A 14821-nucleotide genomic window follows, 5' to 3' on the forward strand; every position below is an offset into this window, starting at 1 on the left:
CGCCCGGCTGGCCGGACCGCCTATTCTCGGCGGGAGGGATGGGGAGGAATCGTGGCGCACGAGAACGACGACCGGGCCCACGTGCCGGGCGGGCCGCAGGTGCCGGAGCGGGACGTCGAGCCGCTCTGGCCGCCCGAGGAGATCGACGGGGTGGTCACCGCCCCGCCGTGGGCGGCACCGGCCCAACCGGCTGTGCCACCGTGGCCCCTTCCACCGGCCGACGCCCCCGCACCGTCGCCGCAGGTCACCCCCGTGCCGCCGTCGCAGGTCGCTTCCGCGCCCGAGGGGGGCCGCACGAGCAACGGTGGGTCACCGCAGCAGGCGGTCGAGGTCAACCTGCCGTTCATGCTCGACCAGCCGACTCCCGCCCCGCCGGCGGCGGCCGATCGCCTTCCGGCCGCCACGGCACCCGGCCACCCGACCGACGCGCCCCCGCCACGCGCGACCGATCAGCTTCCGGCCGCCACGGCACCCGGCCCGGTCCCGGGGGCCACGCCGGCCGCGGGTCGTTCGGGCGGCCCGACGGCCGACCCCGACGGGACCGCGGCCCGGGCGGTTGGCGTCGGTGGCGAGGTTCCGGCGAACGGGCGGGCCGCGTCGCCGTGGGCACAGCCGCCGCAGCGCCCCACAGCCGAGGCCACGGGTGCGGCAGAGCCGACCGACGGGGTCGGGGCACCGGCCCGTCCCGGCGTCCCGAGCCAGCCGACCGGCGGCGCCGTCCCGGCCGCATACCCGCCGCTCCACGACGCCACATGGGCCGGGCCGACCGCGCCGGCCCCGGCCACCGGCGGCTCCACCGGGCACGGATCGGCCGCGCTCGGAATGACGGAAACCGGCTCCCCCGCCGGCAGCCAGACCGCGAACGGCCCATCCACCACCCGCCCGGTGAGCGTGGGACCGGTCAGCGCGGGACCGATCAGCGCGGGACCGGTCGTCGGCTCCGCGTCGGTCACGGCCGTGCCGTTGGACGGGCCACATTCGGCGGGGCCGGGCGCGCCGTCCACGGAGAACCCGCACCGACTCGGCCCGTTCCCGCCGTCACCCGGCGTGCCGATGCAACAGCCGGCGTACAGCGGTGACGCGGCCTACCCCCCGCCCGCCTACCCGCCGCAGCCCGGGGTGCCACAGGCCGGCATGCCCCCACAGCCCGGGGTGCCCCCACAGCCCGGAACGCCACCACAGCCCGGCGTGCCCCCACAAGCCGGGATGCCCCCACAGCCCGGCGTGCCCCCGCATGCCGGGATGCCGCCACAAGCCGGACCGGCGCCACAAGCCGGGATGCCGCAGCAGGCCGGGATCGCGCCGCAAGCCGGACCGGCCCCGCAGGCCGGACCGCCGCAACAGCCCGCCCTGCCACCCGGGGTGTACCCGGAGCCCGGCTGGACCCCGCAGCAGGCGGTGCCCCCGACGGCTGAGGACTTCGCCCGGCGACGTCAGGTCCGGCCGGTCGACCCGGTGGCCACCATGGGCGTCCGCGCGGTGGTCAACCGGATGGGGCTGGTCCGGCTCGCGCCCGGCCGGCACGAGCAGGAGATGAAGCGCGACATCGAGATGGTCCGCCGCAACTTCGGTGGGCTGCGCCAGGTGACGGTGGTCAACCCCAAGGGCGGCGCCGGCAAGACGGTGGCCATCCTGCTGCTCGCCATGACGTTCGGCCAGAAACGCGGCGGGTACGTGCTGGCCTGGGACAACAACGAGACCCAGGGCACCCTCGGGATGCGGGCGCAGCAGGACTTCCACGCCCGCACCGTGCGGGACATGCTGCGCGACCTGGCCCAGTTCCAGGGTCCGCACGGCCGGGTCGGCGACCTGTCGCAGTATGTCCGCTCGCAGGGCGAGGGGATGTTCGACGTGCTCGCCTCGGACGAGTCGGCGACCGGCGGCGAGATGCTCACCGCCGCCGCGTTCGCCGAGATCCGCGAGGTGGTCAGTCGCTTCTACAAGCTGATCTTCGTGGACACCGGGAACAACGTCCGGGCGCAGAACTGGCAGGCCGCCATGGACGCCACCGACCAGTTGGTGGTGACCATGTCGGCGCGGAACGACTCGGCCGAGACCGCCGCCCGGATGCTCGACCATCTGGAGCAGAGCGGCCGGCAGCGGCTGGTCCGGCAGGCGGTGACGGTGGTCTCGATGCCGCCGTCCCGCAAGGAGATCGACCTGCCGGCCATCCAGGCGCACTTCGCCGCCCGCACCCGGGCGGTGCTGCTGGCGCCGTACGAGCGGCTCATCGACACCGGCGAGCCGCTGCGGTACGGGCAGCTTTCCGCCGCCACCCGGGACGCCTGGCTGAAGATCGCCGCGTCGGTGGCGGAAGGTCTGTAGGACGGCGCGACGGCCGGCCCGCGGCGGGGCCGGCCGTCGCCTGTGGGATCAGTCGCTCGCCAGCGCGTCCCCGGCGGCCGGGTCACAGTCGCGGAGGAACTGGGCGCAGCGGGCCGCCTCGTCCGCCTCGCCGATCTCGCCCGCGGCCCGGGAGAGCACGTACAGGCAGCGGAGGAAGCCCTGGTTGGGCACGTGTGACCAGGGCACCGGGCCGTGTCCCTTCCAGCCGCTGCGGCGCAGCTGGTCCAGGCCCCGGTGGTATCCGGTGCGGGCGTAGGCGTACGCCGGAACGACCTGGCCCGCGGAGAGCGCGCGGCCGGCCAGCGCCGCCCAGGCCGCGCTGTAGGTCGGGAAGCGGGCCGCGACCTCGGCGTACGCCTCGTCGGTGCCCTGCTCGACCGCGGCGGCGAGCGCGGCGTCGGCCTCTTCGGAGACGGGGAGCAGGGTGGCCGGTGGCTCAGGCAACAGGTTCTGCATCGCCCCATTCAACCCGCTTCGCCCTCGGGTGCGCGAGGGGGGCTGGCCAGCCGGTCGGCTGAACGGCTGAGGGTTTCGTCACGCCTGCGGCGGCACCACACGTACCCGCGGCCCATGCCGCGCGCGTGCATATTGCACTACAACTACAGATCCGGAGCCTCCCCAGGAACCGGTTACGCAGGAGCCCGGCGGCGTGCCCGCCGGGCTCCTGTCCGTACCGCCCGGGTTTGCGGGGTTGCCGGGGCGGGGCAGGATGGCCTGGTGCCGACCCCACCGCCCGCGGACGTCATCGAGCCGCACGCCCCCCACCTCAACGAAGTACAGACCCGGGTCGAGTTCGACCGGCGGCTGGCCGGGGGGACACTCGCCGGCCTGACCGTGCAGGGGCTGCGCCTCGACCTGGACCCGGTCCCCGACCTGCGCGACGTCGACGTCGCCGGCGCCCTCTTCGTGGGTTGCCGGTTCGCCGACCGTGAGGTGGGCGCGGATCTGGTCCGCCGGGGCGCCGACGTCGTCCCGCCCTTCTCCGAGCTGCCCTACCCGACCCAGCCGTCCCACCTCTACACCGCCGACGACCTGGCCGTCGGCTTCGACGAGGGCGGGTTCGCCGAGATGTACGACACCCGGGTGTACGCGCACTTCCGGGCGCACGGCGGCGCGCTGCCCGACGTACGCGAGGCGCTCGGCCAGCGGCTGCACGACCACGGCGTGGACAACGCGCTGGCCGACGCCACCCGGGCGTGGCTGGCCGTGCACGGACCGCAGTCCGTGGTCGGTGTGATGGGCGGGCACGCGGTGCCGCGCGGCAGCGCCGCGTACCGGATGGCCGCGGTGCTGGGCTGGGAGCTGGCGCGGGCCGACCGCCTGGTGGTCACCGGCGGCGGTCCGGGCGTGATGGAGGCGGCCAACCTCGGCGCGTTCCTCGCGGCCTGGCCGGCCGACGAACTGTCGGCGGCGATCGACGTGCTGGCCGCCGCGCCGGACTTCACCGACCACGACCGCTACACGGCGGCGGCCCTGGCGGTGCGCAAGCGGTACGCGGACGGCCCGTCGCTGCCCACGCCCCGGCCGGCAGCGCTCGACACCGGGTGGGCCCGGTCCGGCGGGCTGGCCGTCCCCACCTGGCTGTACGGCCACGAGCCGGCGAACCTGTTCGCCGGCCGGATCGCGAAGTATTTCTCCAACGCCATCCGGGAGGACACGATCCTGCGGATGGCCCGGGGCGGGATCGTGTTCGCGCCCGGCCGGGCCGGCACGGTGCAGGAGGTGTTCCAGGCGGCGACGAAGACGTTCTACGGCACCGACGGAGCGAGCGGCGCGTACGTCTTCCTGGACCGGGCGTTCTGGACCACCGAGCTGCCGGTGGAGGCGCTGCTGCGGCCACTCTTCGCCGGGTCCCCGTTCGGCGACCTGTCCCGCACGATTCACCTCACCGACGACGTCCGCGAGGCCGTCGCCCTCCTGGTGCGGTGAAGTGAAAGGCGGGGGCCCTTCTTAACGCTTCCGGTATAGGAAGGGCCCCTTCTTAACAACGAGTTGTTAAGAAGGGGCCCTTCCTTACATCCGGGATGTCACTTCATCCGGGTGCCGGTGGAACGCAGGTGCTCGCACGCCTCCACCACGCGGGCGGCCAGGCCGGCCTCGGCCAGCTTGCCCCAGGCTCGCGGGTCGTACTGCTTCTTGTTGCCGACCTCGCCGTCGATCTTCAGCACGCCGTCGTAGTTGCGCAGCATGTGGTCGGCGACCGGGCGGGTGAAGGCGTACTGGGTGTCGGTGTCGATGTTCATCTTCACCACGCCGTAGTCGAGCGCCTCCCGGATCTCCTCCAGCAGCGAGCCGGAGCCGCCGTGGAAGACCAGGCTGAGCGGCTTCTCCTTGCCGTACTTGGCGCCGACCGCGTCCTGGATCTGCTTGAGCACCTCGGGGCGGAGCTTGACGTTGCCCGGCTTGTAGACGCCGTGCACGTTGCCGAAGGTCAGCGCCGCCATGTAGCGGCCCTTCTCGCCCAGGCCGAGCGCCTCGACCATGGCCAGGCCGTCGTCGACGGTGGTGTAGAGCTTGTCGTTGATGGCGTTCTCCACGCCGTCTTCCTCGCCGCCGACGACGCCGACCTCGATCTCCAGGACGATCTTGCCCTTGGCGGCCTCGGCGAGGAGCTGCTCGGCGATCTCCAGGTTCTCCGCCACCGGCACGGCCGAACCGTCCCACATGTGCGACTGGAACAGCGGCTCCTGGCCGTTCTTGACGCGCTCCTGGGAGATGGCCATCAGCGGCCGGACGAACTTGTCCAGCTTGTCCTTCGGGCAGTGGTCGGTGTGCAGGGCGACGGTCACCGGGTACTTCTTGGCCACCTCGTGCGCGTACGCCGCGAACGCGGTCGCACCGGTCACCATGTCCTTGATCGACGGGCCGGACAGGTATTCCGCGCCACCGGTGGAGACCTGGATGATGCCGTCGCTCTCCGCGTCGGCGAAGCCCTTGAGCGCCGCGTTCAGCGTCTGGGAAGAGGTCACGTTGATCGCGGGGTACGCGTACCGGCCGGCCTTGGCCCGGTCCAGCATCTCCGCGTAAGCCTCGGGGGAAGCGATGGGCATGTCGAACGCTCCTTACTTACCGCTCTCGGCCGTGCAGGCCGCCGTCTTTCCTCGGGTGCGCCGGACCGCGCTGTCCACCGCGGGAAGTATCCCGTAGGAGCGAACGCCTGGTACAACCGACCCGGGCACCGCTCACCGTTCCTCCAGCCGGTCCGGCACGACGACGCTGATCAGCCAGCTCACCACCGACACCACGATGGCGCCCCAGAAGGCGGCCCAGAAGCCGTCGACGTGGAACGGCAGGCGCAACTGGCGGGCGATCCAGTCGGTCAGCAGGAACAGCAGGGCGTTCACCACGAGCGCGAACAGGCCGAGCGTGAGCAGGTAGAACACGCAGCCGAACACCTTGATGAGCGGCTTCAGCACGGCGTTGACCACGCCGAAGACGAGCGCTACCACGATCAGGGTGAACACGGTGTTGCCGCCGTTGCGGCCGGTCACGTTCACCCCGGGCACGATCAGCGTCGCGATCCACAACGCCACCGCGGTGATCGCCAACCGGATGAGGAAGCCCACGGCACCATCCTGGCACCAGCCGCGCGCCCGGGAGGGGCAATCGCCGACTCGCCTCGTTCCGCCCGGCGCCGAGCGGTGGCCCGGACCAGCCCGTACGGTGGTGGTGACACGATCCGCACCCCAGACGCAGGGAGGGACGATGGGACAGCCCGACGAGGACTTCGCCCCGAGCGACCACCTCGCTCCGGAGGAGCGGGACCCCGAGGCGGAGCCAGCCGACGCGGTCGAGCAGGCCGCCACGGTCGCGCCGGACGACGCCGACGGCGAGCCGCACCGGGGCCTGGAGGTCGGCGACTGGGATGCCATGGAGCAGGCCCGGGTGGTCACCGCCGACGAGGACGACTACCGCTGAGGCATTGCTCCTACCGGGGGTGGGCTGGGGGTGCAGGGCGGGCGGGTACCCTTTGTGGCCGTGGACACAGCTGAGAAGACCCGGATGATCTCCGAGAACGTGGCGTTGAATCCGCTCGACCCGAAGGACCTCATCCACACCTTCGGGATGATCGGCGTCTGGGCCATCCTGTTCGCCGAGACGGGCCTGCTGATCGGCTTCTTCTTCCCGGGTGACTCGCTGCTCTTCCTGGCCGGGGTGGCCGCCTCCCCGGTGGCGGACGCCATCTTCGGCGACGGCACCCGGCTCTCGCTGGCCGGGCTGATGATCGGCGGTCCGATCTGCGCCATCGCCGGCGCCCAGCTCGGGCACTGGCTCGGCGCGCGTTACGGCCGGCGCATGTTCGACAAGCCCAACTCCCGGCTGTTCAAGCGGGAGTACGTGGAGAAGGCGGAATACTACTTCCAGAAGTTCGGTCCGGCGAAGGCCGTGGTGCTGGCCCGGTTCATCCCGATCGTGCGGACCTTCCTCAACCCGGTGGCCGGGGTGCTGGGCATGCCGGCCCGGCAGTTCTTCGTGTGGAACGTGGTCGGCGCGGTCCTCTGGGTGGACGGCATCCTGCTGATCGGCTATCTGCTGGCCCGCCAGATCTACGACGCCATCGGCGACAAGATCGACCGCTACATCCTGCCGGTGGTCGCGTTGATCATCCTGATCTCGGTGCTGCCGATCTTCTTCGAGTTCCTCCGCGACCGGAAGGCACGCAAGCGCGGCGAAGCGGTCGCGGTGATCGCCGCGGCGACCGCCGCCGGCGCCGTGGACGCCGCCCGGGACGCCATCGACGGCGACGACCACCCGCACGGGCACGGCGGTCAGCCCCGCCGCTGACCCGCACCGAGGCCGACAGCCAGCAGACGCCAGGCGCTGGCCGACGCCGACAGCCAGCAGACGCCAAGAGCCGGCCGACGCCGACAGCCAGGACGCCGAAGGCCAGCCGACGCCGAAGGCCAGCCCCCGGGTGGGGGCCGGCCTTCGCTCACGACCTGTCGGGCCGCGGGTGACACGGACGACGGCAGCCGTCATCGCGCGGTGGTGGCGCCACCCCTGACACGCCACCGGTCACCCACACCCGGTCGACACGAGCCGCCGGTCACGGCGCGCGTGTCAGCGCGCCGTCCCCGGCCAGCCCGTCCCCGGAGGACGGGCCCGAACTCAGCGAGCCTTCTTGGTGGCCCGCTTCCGCGGCGGGGTGAGCAGATCCGCGATCGTGGCGATCGCGGTCGGCACCAGCCGGTAGTACGCCCAGACCCCGCGCTTCTCCCGCTCCAGCAAGCCGGCCTCGGTGAGGATTCGCAGGTGGTGGCTGACCGTCGGCTGCGAGAGGCCGAGCGGCGCGGTGAGGTCACACACGCACGCCTCCCCCTCGGGAGCCGACTGGATCAGGCTGAGCAGCCGCAGCCGGGCGGGGTCGGCGAGGGCCTTGAGGACCCCCGCAAGCCGCTCGGCATCGGCGCGTTCGATCGGCTCGCCGGCAAGCGGCGAGATCTGAGGCATGGTCATTTCAGCCAACGCAGTTCCCACGTATTCCATCCTTCCACCAGCAGCATCGATCCGCCTGCATATCAGCAGGACCGAATCGACAAACTTTTACGCCACAAGGCCGAGGTCAGCCAACGTATAGGCCGCCCGATAGGGCAATCCGGCGGCTCGCACCGCGTCGCCGGCGCCTCGATCAACAATAACCGCCACACCCACCACCTCGGCTCCGGCCTCACGCAATGCCTCGATGGCGGTCAACACACTTCCACCCGTCGTCGAGGTGTCCTCCACCGCCAGGACCCGACGTCCGGCCACGTCCGGACCTTCGATCCGCCGTTGGAGGCCGTGCGCCTTGCCCGCCTTACGGACCACGAACGCATCCAGCGGTCGGTCGCTGCCGCTTGAGGCGTGCAGCATCGCGACGGCCACCGGATCGGCGCCCAGGGTCAGTCCGCCGACCGCGTCGTACGCCCAGTCCGCGGTGAGGTCGCGCATCACCCGGCCGATCAGGGGGGCGGCCTGGTGATGGAGCGTGACGCGACGCAAATCGACGTACCAGTCCGCCTCACGGCCGGACGAGAGCACCACCCGACCGTGGACCACAGCCAGGTCAGTGATGAATTTACGCAGGTCGTCGTGGTCCCCCATGGCGATGAGCGTACTTCGCAAGTCTGTGCGCCGTCTGTGGGGTCCACCCGGATCAGCCCTGGGGGCGACCGATGTGTGGCAATGCTCGGCTACGCTGCGCGACCGTCCATCCCGGTCTGCCGGTGAGTCCGGGCCGGTCGGCGACACGGCCGCCGGGTCAGCCGCGGGCCCGGTCGACCTTGCCCCGGGTGTCCCGGGTGAAGCCGCGCAGCAGCCGCTTCGGCGCGTGCCGCAGCCCGGCCACGGCCAGCTTGTATTTCCAGTCCGGAACGCTCACGAGCTTGCCTTTTCGCAGGTCACGCAGCCCTTCGTCGACCACCTCGTCGGCCCGCAGCCAGGCCCACGCGGGCAGTCGCGACATGTCGATGCCGGCGCGCTCATGGTTGCCGGTGCGCGTGTAGCCGGGGCACAACGCCATCACGCGCACACCGAGCGGAGCCACCGATTGGCCGATCGACTCACTGAAATTCGTCACCCACGCCTTGCTGGCCGAATAGGTGGATCCCGGCATGGGAACGCCAAAACCCGCAACCGAAGAGACATTTATCACTGCCCCTTCGCCCCGTTCGATCATCGGGGCGAGGGCCGCGTGCGTCAACCGGAGCACCGCCAGCACGTTGAGCCGGATCAATCGGGCCTCGTCCGAGGTCGCCGACCTGACGAACGGGGTGTTCAGGCTGACCCCGGCATTGTTCACCAGCAGGTCCACCGGCGGGCCGGCGGTCAGCAGGCGTTCCACGGTCGCGCAGCCGTCGTCGGTGGACAGATCGGCCGGGACCGGCGTCACCTCCCCGCCGTGCCGGCCGGTCAGCTCGGCCGCCATCGCGTCGAGCCGGGCCGTGTCCCGGGCCACCAGGACCACATCCCAGCCGTCGGCGGCGAGCCGGTGGGCGAACGCCGCACCGATGCCCAGGCTGGCGCCGGTCACCAGGGCACGGCGTCGGGTGGGGCCGGTCATGGCATGCCCTCAGGTCGTGGCGGGGGCCCGGCCGGCGGCGGGGCCAGGCCCGCCGGCGGTCCCCACGGCGTCGGCCCGGAGACGGGAGCGCCGGACACCGAACCGCCGAAGCCGGTCACCGGGCCGGACGACGGACCCGGCACGGTCGTACGGCGGTGCAGGAAGCCGCCGGCGGACGGCAGCGTGAGCAGCGCGGCGACCACCAGGTAGCCGAGGACCTGCGCCACCGACAGCGCCGCGTTCACCGGGATCCACCAGGCCGGGTACGCGTCACCGACCAGGCCCAGCAGGTCGGCGGTGGCCCGGTCGTCGGCACCGAGCCGGAGCGGTGCGGCCCGCTGCCCCACGAGGGCCGCGAGCCCGCAGCAGCCGCAGAGCAACCCCAGCCCGGCGACCACCCAGGTGGCCATCCGCGCGCCCGGGCGACCGGCGAGCAGGCCGAGGGCGAGCCCGACCAGCAGCAGCGCGGCCAGCACGCCGAGTACGGCGGCAAGCACGGTCGAGCCGCGCAGCAGACCGGCCACCCGGTCGATGTCGCCGCCGCCCGCGCCGGTGCCCTGCGCGGCGGCCCGGAACCGGTCCACCGTGCCGCCGGCGACCACCAGGTTCGTCACCGCGTAGGCCACGGCGCCGACCGCCATCAGCAGCAGCACCGCCACCGCCGCGACGACCGTGGCCGGCCGGCGGGGCGCGGCCCGATCGGGGTACGACACGACGAGTCCCTCCGGTAGGCGTCGGCTTGCAACCTACTCGGAGGGACCGTCGGCGTCGCTGTTATCCGGTCGTCAACTTCCGGCGGGCGGCTCCGGGTCGCGGCGCTCGCCCGGCTGACCGGTCGGCCCGGCCGGCGGCTGCCCACCCGGCGCGGGCGGCGGACCACCAGCCGGCGGACCACCAGCCGGCTGGCCGGGGGTCGACGGGTACGCCGGATCGCCCGACTGCCCCGGCGTCGACGGATACCCCGGGTCGCCCGACTGGCCCGGGGCCGGCGGGTACGCCGGGTACGCGCCGCCCGGGACCGGCGGCTCCCAGCCGGCCTTCGGCTTGCGGAAGAACTCGTTCGCCTTCGGCAGCGCCAGCAGGATCAGCGCGCCCAGCAGGGCGAGCAGCGCGATCAGGCCGAGCAGCGTGCTGACCGGCGTGTGCCAGGACGGCAGCGCGTCCTCCACCCGGCGCTGGACCTCCTGCGTGCTCGGCAGGTCGCCGCTGGTGTTGCCGCCGCTGCCCATCATGCCGCCGGAGGCGCCGCTGAGCAGTCCGCCGCCGGTGCAGCAGAGCAGGATGCCGCCCACCACCCAGGTGGTGATCCGGGAGGCGTTCTTCCCCCGGTTGTTGAGCATCGCGAGGACGACCAGCCCGATCGCGAGCAGCAGCGTCAGCACGGACGAGCCGATGGTGAAGGCGTACGCGATGTCGCCTGCCGACTCGGCCGAGGTGCCGGCGTAGGCGTCCGCCATCACGTCGCGGATCTTGCCGATGACGGCGAGCGTCACGATCAGGTTCAGCACCTGGATGACGGCGACGAGAATGAGCAGCCAACTGGAAAGCGTCACCACACTGGGACGCGCGCGGGGCGTGGTGCCCGGAGCATCGACCATGATTCTCCCTCCCTGGATCAGATGACCACCGTAGCGATCTCTGGCCAGGTGGGCACGGTAGGAAGGGCTCAGTGGTCGGCGGCGCGGCGCAGCCGCCGGCGGCCGGCGCACGTTCCGAAACCTAGTAGCCCCGCCACTCCTCGCGGGCGTACTCCAGCACCCTGGGTCGCAGCAGCGTGGAGGCGGGCACGTCGATCCGGCCGCGGTCGGCGGGGAACGTGGCGGCGGCGGCGAGCACCTCCGGGGTGAGGAAGCGCAGCGGCGGCGCGTCGGCCGGCAGCCCCAGTTCGGGGGCGGTGCCGCCCGGTGCGGCGAGCACGAATCCCCAGTCACCGAAGCTCGGCACGTCGACGTGGTAGGGCACGGTGGCGAAGCCCGCCTCCCGCACCGACCGTTCGATGGACCAGTACGACCGGGGCGCGAAGTAGGGCGAGCCGGACTGCACGACAAGCCGCCCGCCGGGGGCGAGCACCGGGCGGATCAGCGTGTAGAACTCGACCGTGTAGAGCTTCGCGGTGGCCGTCTCGTCCGGGTCGGGCAGGTCGGCGATCACCACGTCGAAGCGTTGCGTGGCGGTCCGCAGCCAGCCGAACGCGTCCAGGTTGAGCACCCGCAGCCGGGGGTCGGCGAGGGACCGGTGGTTGAGGTCGCGCAGTTGCGGTTCGCTGCGGGCCAGCGCCACCACGGCCGGGTCGAGGTCGACGAGCGTCACCGAGCGCACGTCCGGATATTTGAGGATCTCCCGCGCGGCCAGCCCGTCGCCGGCGCCGAGCACCAGCACGTCGCCGTGCGGCCCGCGCATGGCCGGGTGCACGAGCGCCTCGTGGTAGCGGTATTCGTCGACGGAACTGAACTGGAGGTCACCGTTGAGGAACAGCCGCAGGTCGGTGTCGGTGTGGCCGACCTCCCGCACCGACCGGGTCAGCACGATCTCCTGGTAGCGGCTGCGTTCGGCGTGCACCACCGGGTCCCGGTAGAGCTGCTGGCGGGCGGTCACCTCGAAGTCGTGTGCGGTGACCCACGCGTACCCAAGAAGCAGACCGACCACGACGGAGCCGGCGCCCAGACCGACCCGCGCCCGGCGGCCGAGGTCGTCGCGGAACACGGTGAGGACGAGCGCCACGCCGGCGACCGCGTTCACCGCGCCGACCACGAGCGCGCCCTTGAGCTGGCCGAAGACCGGCATCAGCAGGAACGGGAAGGCCAGCCCGCCGAGCAGCGCGCCGACGTAGTCGGCGGCGAACAGGTCGGCCACCGCGCTGCCCGCGGACTGCTCCCGGATGCGTTGCAGCATCACCATGAGCAGCGGGATCTCCGCGCCGATCAGCAGGCCGAGCACGAACGCGGTGCCGACGAGCGCCGGGCCGTAGAGGTCGAGCCAGGCGAACGCGGCGTAGAGGCCGAGCACGGAGAGGCCGCCGAGCAGTGCCAGGGTCAGCTCGATCGCGGCGAACGCGGGCGCCGCGCGGGACTGCAACGGCTTCGCCACGAGCGCGCCGACGCCCATCGCGAAGACCATCACGCCGAGCACGATCGACGCCTGGCCGACCGCGTCGCCGATCAGGTAGCTGCCGAGCGCGACCAGCGCCAGCTCGTACACCAGGCCGCAGGCCGCGCAGACGAAGACCGCGAGCAGGACCGCCGCGCGGGCCGCCCGCCACCGTGGCCGCGCGGGCGCGTCGGTGGTCACGCTTTCTCCCGGGTACGCCCGGCGGCGCCCGCCCCGGCGCGCTTCGCGGGTCCGCCGCCCCGGAGCTGCCGGTTTCTCTGTCGCACGCCCACCGCGATGAACAGCGCGGCGACCAGCAGGAGGACGGCGGCGGCGACCAGCCAGCCCCAACGGTCCCGCAGCAGGTCGTTGCCGGCGTCCGGCAGCGGGGCCGCGGTGCCGGTCGGCGTCGCGGTGCCGGTGGGGACGGGATCGGCCAGCCCGGCCTCGGCGGCGAGCAGCGGCAGCACGGTCGCCGCGCGGGTGATCGCCCAGCCGGGCTCGTCGACGAAGGCGTCCTCGTTCAGCCCGAAGCGGCTCAGCCCCGAGGCGATCGGATAGAGGTCGGCCGGCTCGATGTCGGTGGAGCCGTCGACGCCGATGCTCGCCGAGTCCCGCGACTCGCTGCTGGAGGAGGTGTAGCGCACGACGGCGGAGACCTCGATCCAGCGGGGGCACCGTGGGTCGTCCCGCACCGGCACCTGCTCACCCAGGTTGGAGCCGACACTGATCTCGGTGCTGTAGTCGTGCAGCACCCAGCCGTAGCAGATGCCCTGGCCGGCGGTCGCCGCCGCCAGGAGCGGCACGGTGGCGGTCCGCTGCTCGGTCGTCGGTGTGGGAACGTCGGTGCTCTCGCCGCCGTTGATGATCCCGATGACGCAGGGCACGCCGATGGCAAGCGAGACGATGACCCAGACCAGCACCGTCGTGCCCCGCTTGTTCTTCGCCTTCGCGGCGGCGCCCTTGGCGGTCATCAGCTGATCGCGGCGGCGATGATCGCGCCGGTGGCGACGTGCACGGTGGCGGAGATCCAGACCGCCGGGTGCGGTTCCGGGTCGACCAGCAGCTCACCGAGCTTGCCGGGGGTGGCCACGTCGAGCAGCACGAAGGCCGCCGCCATGATCACCAGGCCGAGGAATCCGTACGCGGCGGAGCCGACCAGGCCGAGCACGAAGTCGTCGGCGCTGGACACGATCGCGGCGACCACGACGGTGCCGACGCCGAGCAGGTTGGAGGCGAGCAGCAGCGTCGCGTTGCGGTTGCGCTCGGCCCAGATCAGCTCGTGGAGCTTGCCGGGGGTGGCCAGGTCGACAAGCAGGTAGCCGACGGCCATCAGGACCACGCCGACCACGCCGTAGGCGAGGGTGACCAGCAGATCGGTGACGAGATGCTGCACAGGAGACTCCAGGGTGAGGGGGTCGGACGGGCTACTTGCCGGCGCCGGGGCCGCCGCCCCGGACGGTGCTGCCTCGGCCCCAGCCCCAGCTGTTGCCGACAATGCCGTGATAGCGGGGGTACGCCGTGGTCATCCGCTCCAGCAGGATCACCGAGCCGACGGCGAGCGGGAGGATCACCACCGAGTCGTCGTCGTAGCGCAGGTAGACGCCGCTGCCGTCGACGTACTGGTCGGCCGGCTGCCAGGCGTCGGTGATCTGCTTCGACACCTGGCTGGGCGACTTGTTCGAGGTGTAGGCGACCGCCTGCGAGCCGATGTCCCGCCCGGACGCCCGGGAGTAGTGGTCCTTCACATAGCCGCGGGGCGAGAAGTTGCCGTAGAAGATCGAGAAGGCGGCGACGAGCACGCCGACGACGGCGACCGCCACGCCCACCACGAACCACCGTCGGTACGTCACAGCTCTTCCACCACCGTCTCGGTCAGGACCAGCTCGTTTGTCTGCGGGTAGGCGTGCCAGGTGCGCCAGGCGACCGCGCCGTCGGGTGGGTCGGGCCGGACGGCGAGCGCGGTGACCGCGTCCTCGTCGCCGGGAAACACACCGACGAGCGCGTGCGGGTCGTCGGCCAGCTCGGCGCGGAGCGCCGCAACCCGGGCGCGCAGTCCGTCGCCGGTCGGCCGGAGCACCGTGGCGGTGAACCGGTAGCCGGTGGTCGCGTCGTGCAGCGCGTCCGGCAGGTGCGGCCGGCGGCCGGGCAGGCAGGCGACCGTCTCGGTGAGCGCGCCGGCGACGACCTGGTGGGAGGCGCCGAGCAGGCGCAACCGCAGTGGTCGACCGCCGGGCAGGTCGAGGTCGCGGACGGCGAGCGCCGGCAGCTCCGGGCCGCCGAGGGACAGGCTGAGGTCGGCGGCGCGGCTGTCGACGTACGGGGCCGCGAGGGCGATGAGCACGC

Annotated in this window: 17 protein-coding genes; 4 read left to right on the top strand and 13 right to left on the bottom strand. The window is 72.8% G+C overall.

Annotated features, from left to right (window positions below; all coding sequences use genetic code 11):
• Positions 1-51 precede the first annotated feature (51 nt).
• Positions 52-2325 carry a chromosome partitioning protein gene (locus O7602_RS28405; protein WP_281585661.1) on the top strand — a complete coding sequence of 758 codons (2274 nt, stop codon included), beginning with the start codon at positions 52-54 and terminating at the stop codon, positions 2323-2325.
• 48 nt (positions 2326-2373) lie between these two features.
• Here O7602_RS28405 and O7602_RS28410 read toward each other — a convergent pair whose 3' ends face one another.
• Complete coding sequence (locus O7602_RS28410) at positions 2374-2802, bottom strand: DUF3151 domain-containing protein (RefSeq protein WP_281585662.1); 429 nt, start codon at positions 2800-2802, stop codon at positions 2374-2376.
• Positions 2803-3063: 261 nt separating this feature from the next.
• Between O7602_RS28410 and O7602_RS28415 the strand changes: the two genes are divergently transcribed.
• On the top strand, positions 3064-4275 hold the full coding sequence (locus O7602_RS28415; RefSeq protein WP_281585663.1) for a hypothetical protein: 1212 nt from the start codon (positions 3064-3066) through the stop codon (positions 4273-4275).
• A 98-nt stretch (positions 4276-4373) separates the two neighbouring features.
• On the opposite strand, the gene fbaA is transcribed toward O7602_RS28415, so the two are convergent.
• The gene (fbaA, locus tag O7602_RS28420; protein ID WP_281585664.1) at positions 4374-5396 is read right to left on the bottom strand and encodes a class II fructose-bisphosphate aldolase; all 1023 of its coding nucleotides are present in this window, start codon (positions 5394-5396) and stop codon (positions 4374-4376) included.
• Between the two features lie 132 nt (positions 5397-5528).
• Complete coding sequence (locus O7602_RS28425) at positions 5529-5912, bottom strand: phage holin family protein (RefSeq protein WP_281585665.1); 384 nt, start codon at positions 5910-5912, stop codon at positions 5529-5531.
• A 139-nt stretch (positions 5913-6051) separates the two neighbouring features.
• Between O7602_RS28425 and O7602_RS28430 the strand changes: the two genes are divergently transcribed.
• Positions 6052-6264 (top strand): hypothetical protein, encoded by a 213-nt coding sequence (locus O7602_RS28430; RefSeq protein ID WP_281585666.1) that lies wholly within the window; start codon positions 6052-6054, stop codon positions 6262-6264.
• A gap of 84 nt (positions 6265-6348) precedes the next feature.
• Entirely contained in the window at positions 6349-7131 is a 783-nt protein-coding gene (locus tag O7602_RS28435; protein WP_281590590.1) for a DedA family protein, read from the top strand.
• Between the two features lie 324 nt (positions 7132-7455).
• On the opposite strand, the gene O7602_RS28440 is transcribed toward O7602_RS28435, so the two are convergent.
• The 10 genes from O7602_RS28440 to O7602_RS28485 all read right to left on the bottom strand — a co-directional run bounded on the left by O7602_RS28440 (position 7456) and on the right by O7602_RS28485 (position 14819).
• Positions 7456-7833 carry a metalloregulator ArsR/SmtB family transcription factor gene (locus tag O7602_RS28440; protein ID WP_007073957.1) on the bottom strand — a complete coding sequence of 126 codons (378 nt, stop codon included), beginning with the start codon at positions 7831-7833 and terminating at the stop codon, positions 7456-7458.
• Between the two features lie 57 nt (positions 7834-7890).
• Positions 7891-8430, bottom strand: coding sequence for an orotate phosphoribosyltransferase (gene pyrE, locus O7602_RS28445; RefSeq protein ID WP_281585667.1), 540 nt, complete (start codon positions 8428-8430; stop codon positions 7891-7893).
• A gap of 157 nt (positions 8431-8587) precedes the next feature.
• The gene (locus tag O7602_RS28450) at positions 8588-9388 is read right to left on the bottom strand and encodes an SDR family oxidoreductase (protein ID WP_281585668.1); all 801 of its coding nucleotides are present in this window, start codon (positions 9386-9388) and stop codon (positions 8588-8590) included.
• The gene (locus tag O7602_RS28455; RefSeq protein WP_281585669.1) at positions 9385-10101 is read right to left on the bottom strand and encodes a hypothetical protein; all 717 of its coding nucleotides are present in this window, start codon (positions 10099-10101) and stop codon (positions 9385-9387) included. Before O7602_RS28455 ends, O7602_RS28450 begins: the two co-directional genes overlap by 4 nt.
• Before the next feature lie 72 nt (positions 10102-10173).
• Positions 10174-10986, bottom strand: coding sequence for a hypothetical protein (locus O7602_RS28460; RefSeq protein ID WP_281585670.1), 813 nt, complete (start codon positions 10984-10986; stop codon positions 10174-10176).
• 121 nt (positions 10987-11107) lie between these two features.
• Positions 11108-12676: a polyamine aminopropyltransferase gene (locus O7602_RS28465; protein ID WP_281585671.1), complete on the bottom strand. Its 1569-nt coding sequence runs from the start codon at positions 12674-12676 to the stop codon at positions 11108-11110.
• On the bottom strand, positions 12673-13449 hold the full coding sequence (locus O7602_RS28470) for a hypothetical protein (RefSeq protein WP_281585672.1): 777 nt from the start codon (positions 13447-13449) through the stop codon (positions 12673-12675). Before O7602_RS28470 ends, O7602_RS28465 begins: the two co-directional genes overlap by 4 nt.
• A complete protein-coding gene (locus O7602_RS28475; RefSeq protein ID WP_281585673.1) occupies positions 13449-13871 on the bottom strand; it encodes a DUF350 domain-containing protein in 423 nt (140 codons plus the stop codon). Before O7602_RS28475 ends, O7602_RS28470 begins: the two co-directional genes overlap by 1 nt.
• A 31-nt stretch (positions 13872-13902) precedes the next feature.
• Positions 13903-14328: a DUF4247 domain-containing protein gene (locus tag O7602_RS28480; RefSeq protein WP_281585674.1), complete on the bottom strand. Its 426-nt coding sequence runs from the start codon at positions 14326-14328 to the stop codon at positions 13903-13905.
• A complete protein-coding gene (locus O7602_RS28485) occupies positions 14325-14819 on the bottom strand; it encodes a DUF2617 family protein (RefSeq protein WP_281585675.1) in 495 nt (164 codons plus the stop codon). Before O7602_RS28485 ends, O7602_RS28480 begins: the two co-directional genes overlap by 4 nt.
• Between the last annotated feature and the right edge of the window lie 2 nt (positions 14820-14821).

The sequence above is a fragment of the Micromonospora sp. WMMD1128 genome (assembly GCF_027497235.1).
Lineage (GTDB): Bacteria > Actinomycetota > Actinomycetes > Mycobacteriales > Micromonosporaceae > Micromonospora.

Coding starts and splice junctions, on each gene's coding strand:
- O7602_RS28410 (WP_281585662.1), bottom strand. CDS start 2,802: ATGCAGAACCTGTTGCCTGAGCCACCGGCCACCCTGCTCCCCGTCTCC.
- fbaA (WP_281585664.1), bottom strand. CDS start 5,396: ATGCCCATCGCTTCCCCCGAGGCTTACGCGGAGATGCTGGACCGGGCC.
- O7602_RS28430 (WP_281585666.1), top strand. CDS start 6,052: ATGGGACAGCCCGACGAGGACTTCGCCCCGAGCGACCACCTCGCTCCG.
- O7602_RS28435 (WP_281590590.1), top strand. CDS start 6,349: ATGATCTCCGAGAACGTGGCGTTGAATCCGCTCGACCCGAAGGACCTC.
- O7602_RS28440 (WP_007073957.1), bottom strand. CDS start 7,833: ATGGAATACGTGGGAACTGCGTTGGCTGAAATGACCATGCCTCAGATC.
- pyrE (WP_281585667.1), bottom strand. CDS start 8,430: ATGGGGGACCACGACGACCTGCGTAAATTCATCACTGACCTGGCTGTG.
- O7602_RS28450 (WP_281585668.1), bottom strand. CDS start 9,388: ATGACCGGCCCCACCCGACGCCGTGCCCTGGTGACCGGCGCCAGCCTG.
- O7602_RS28460 (WP_281585670.1), bottom strand. CDS start 10,986: ATGGTCGATGCTCCGGGCACCACGCCCCGCGCGCGTCCCAGTGTGGTG.
- O7602_RS28470 (WP_281585672.1), bottom strand. CDS start 13,449: ATGACCGCCAAGGGCGCCGCCGCGAAGGCGAAGAACAAGCGGGGCACG.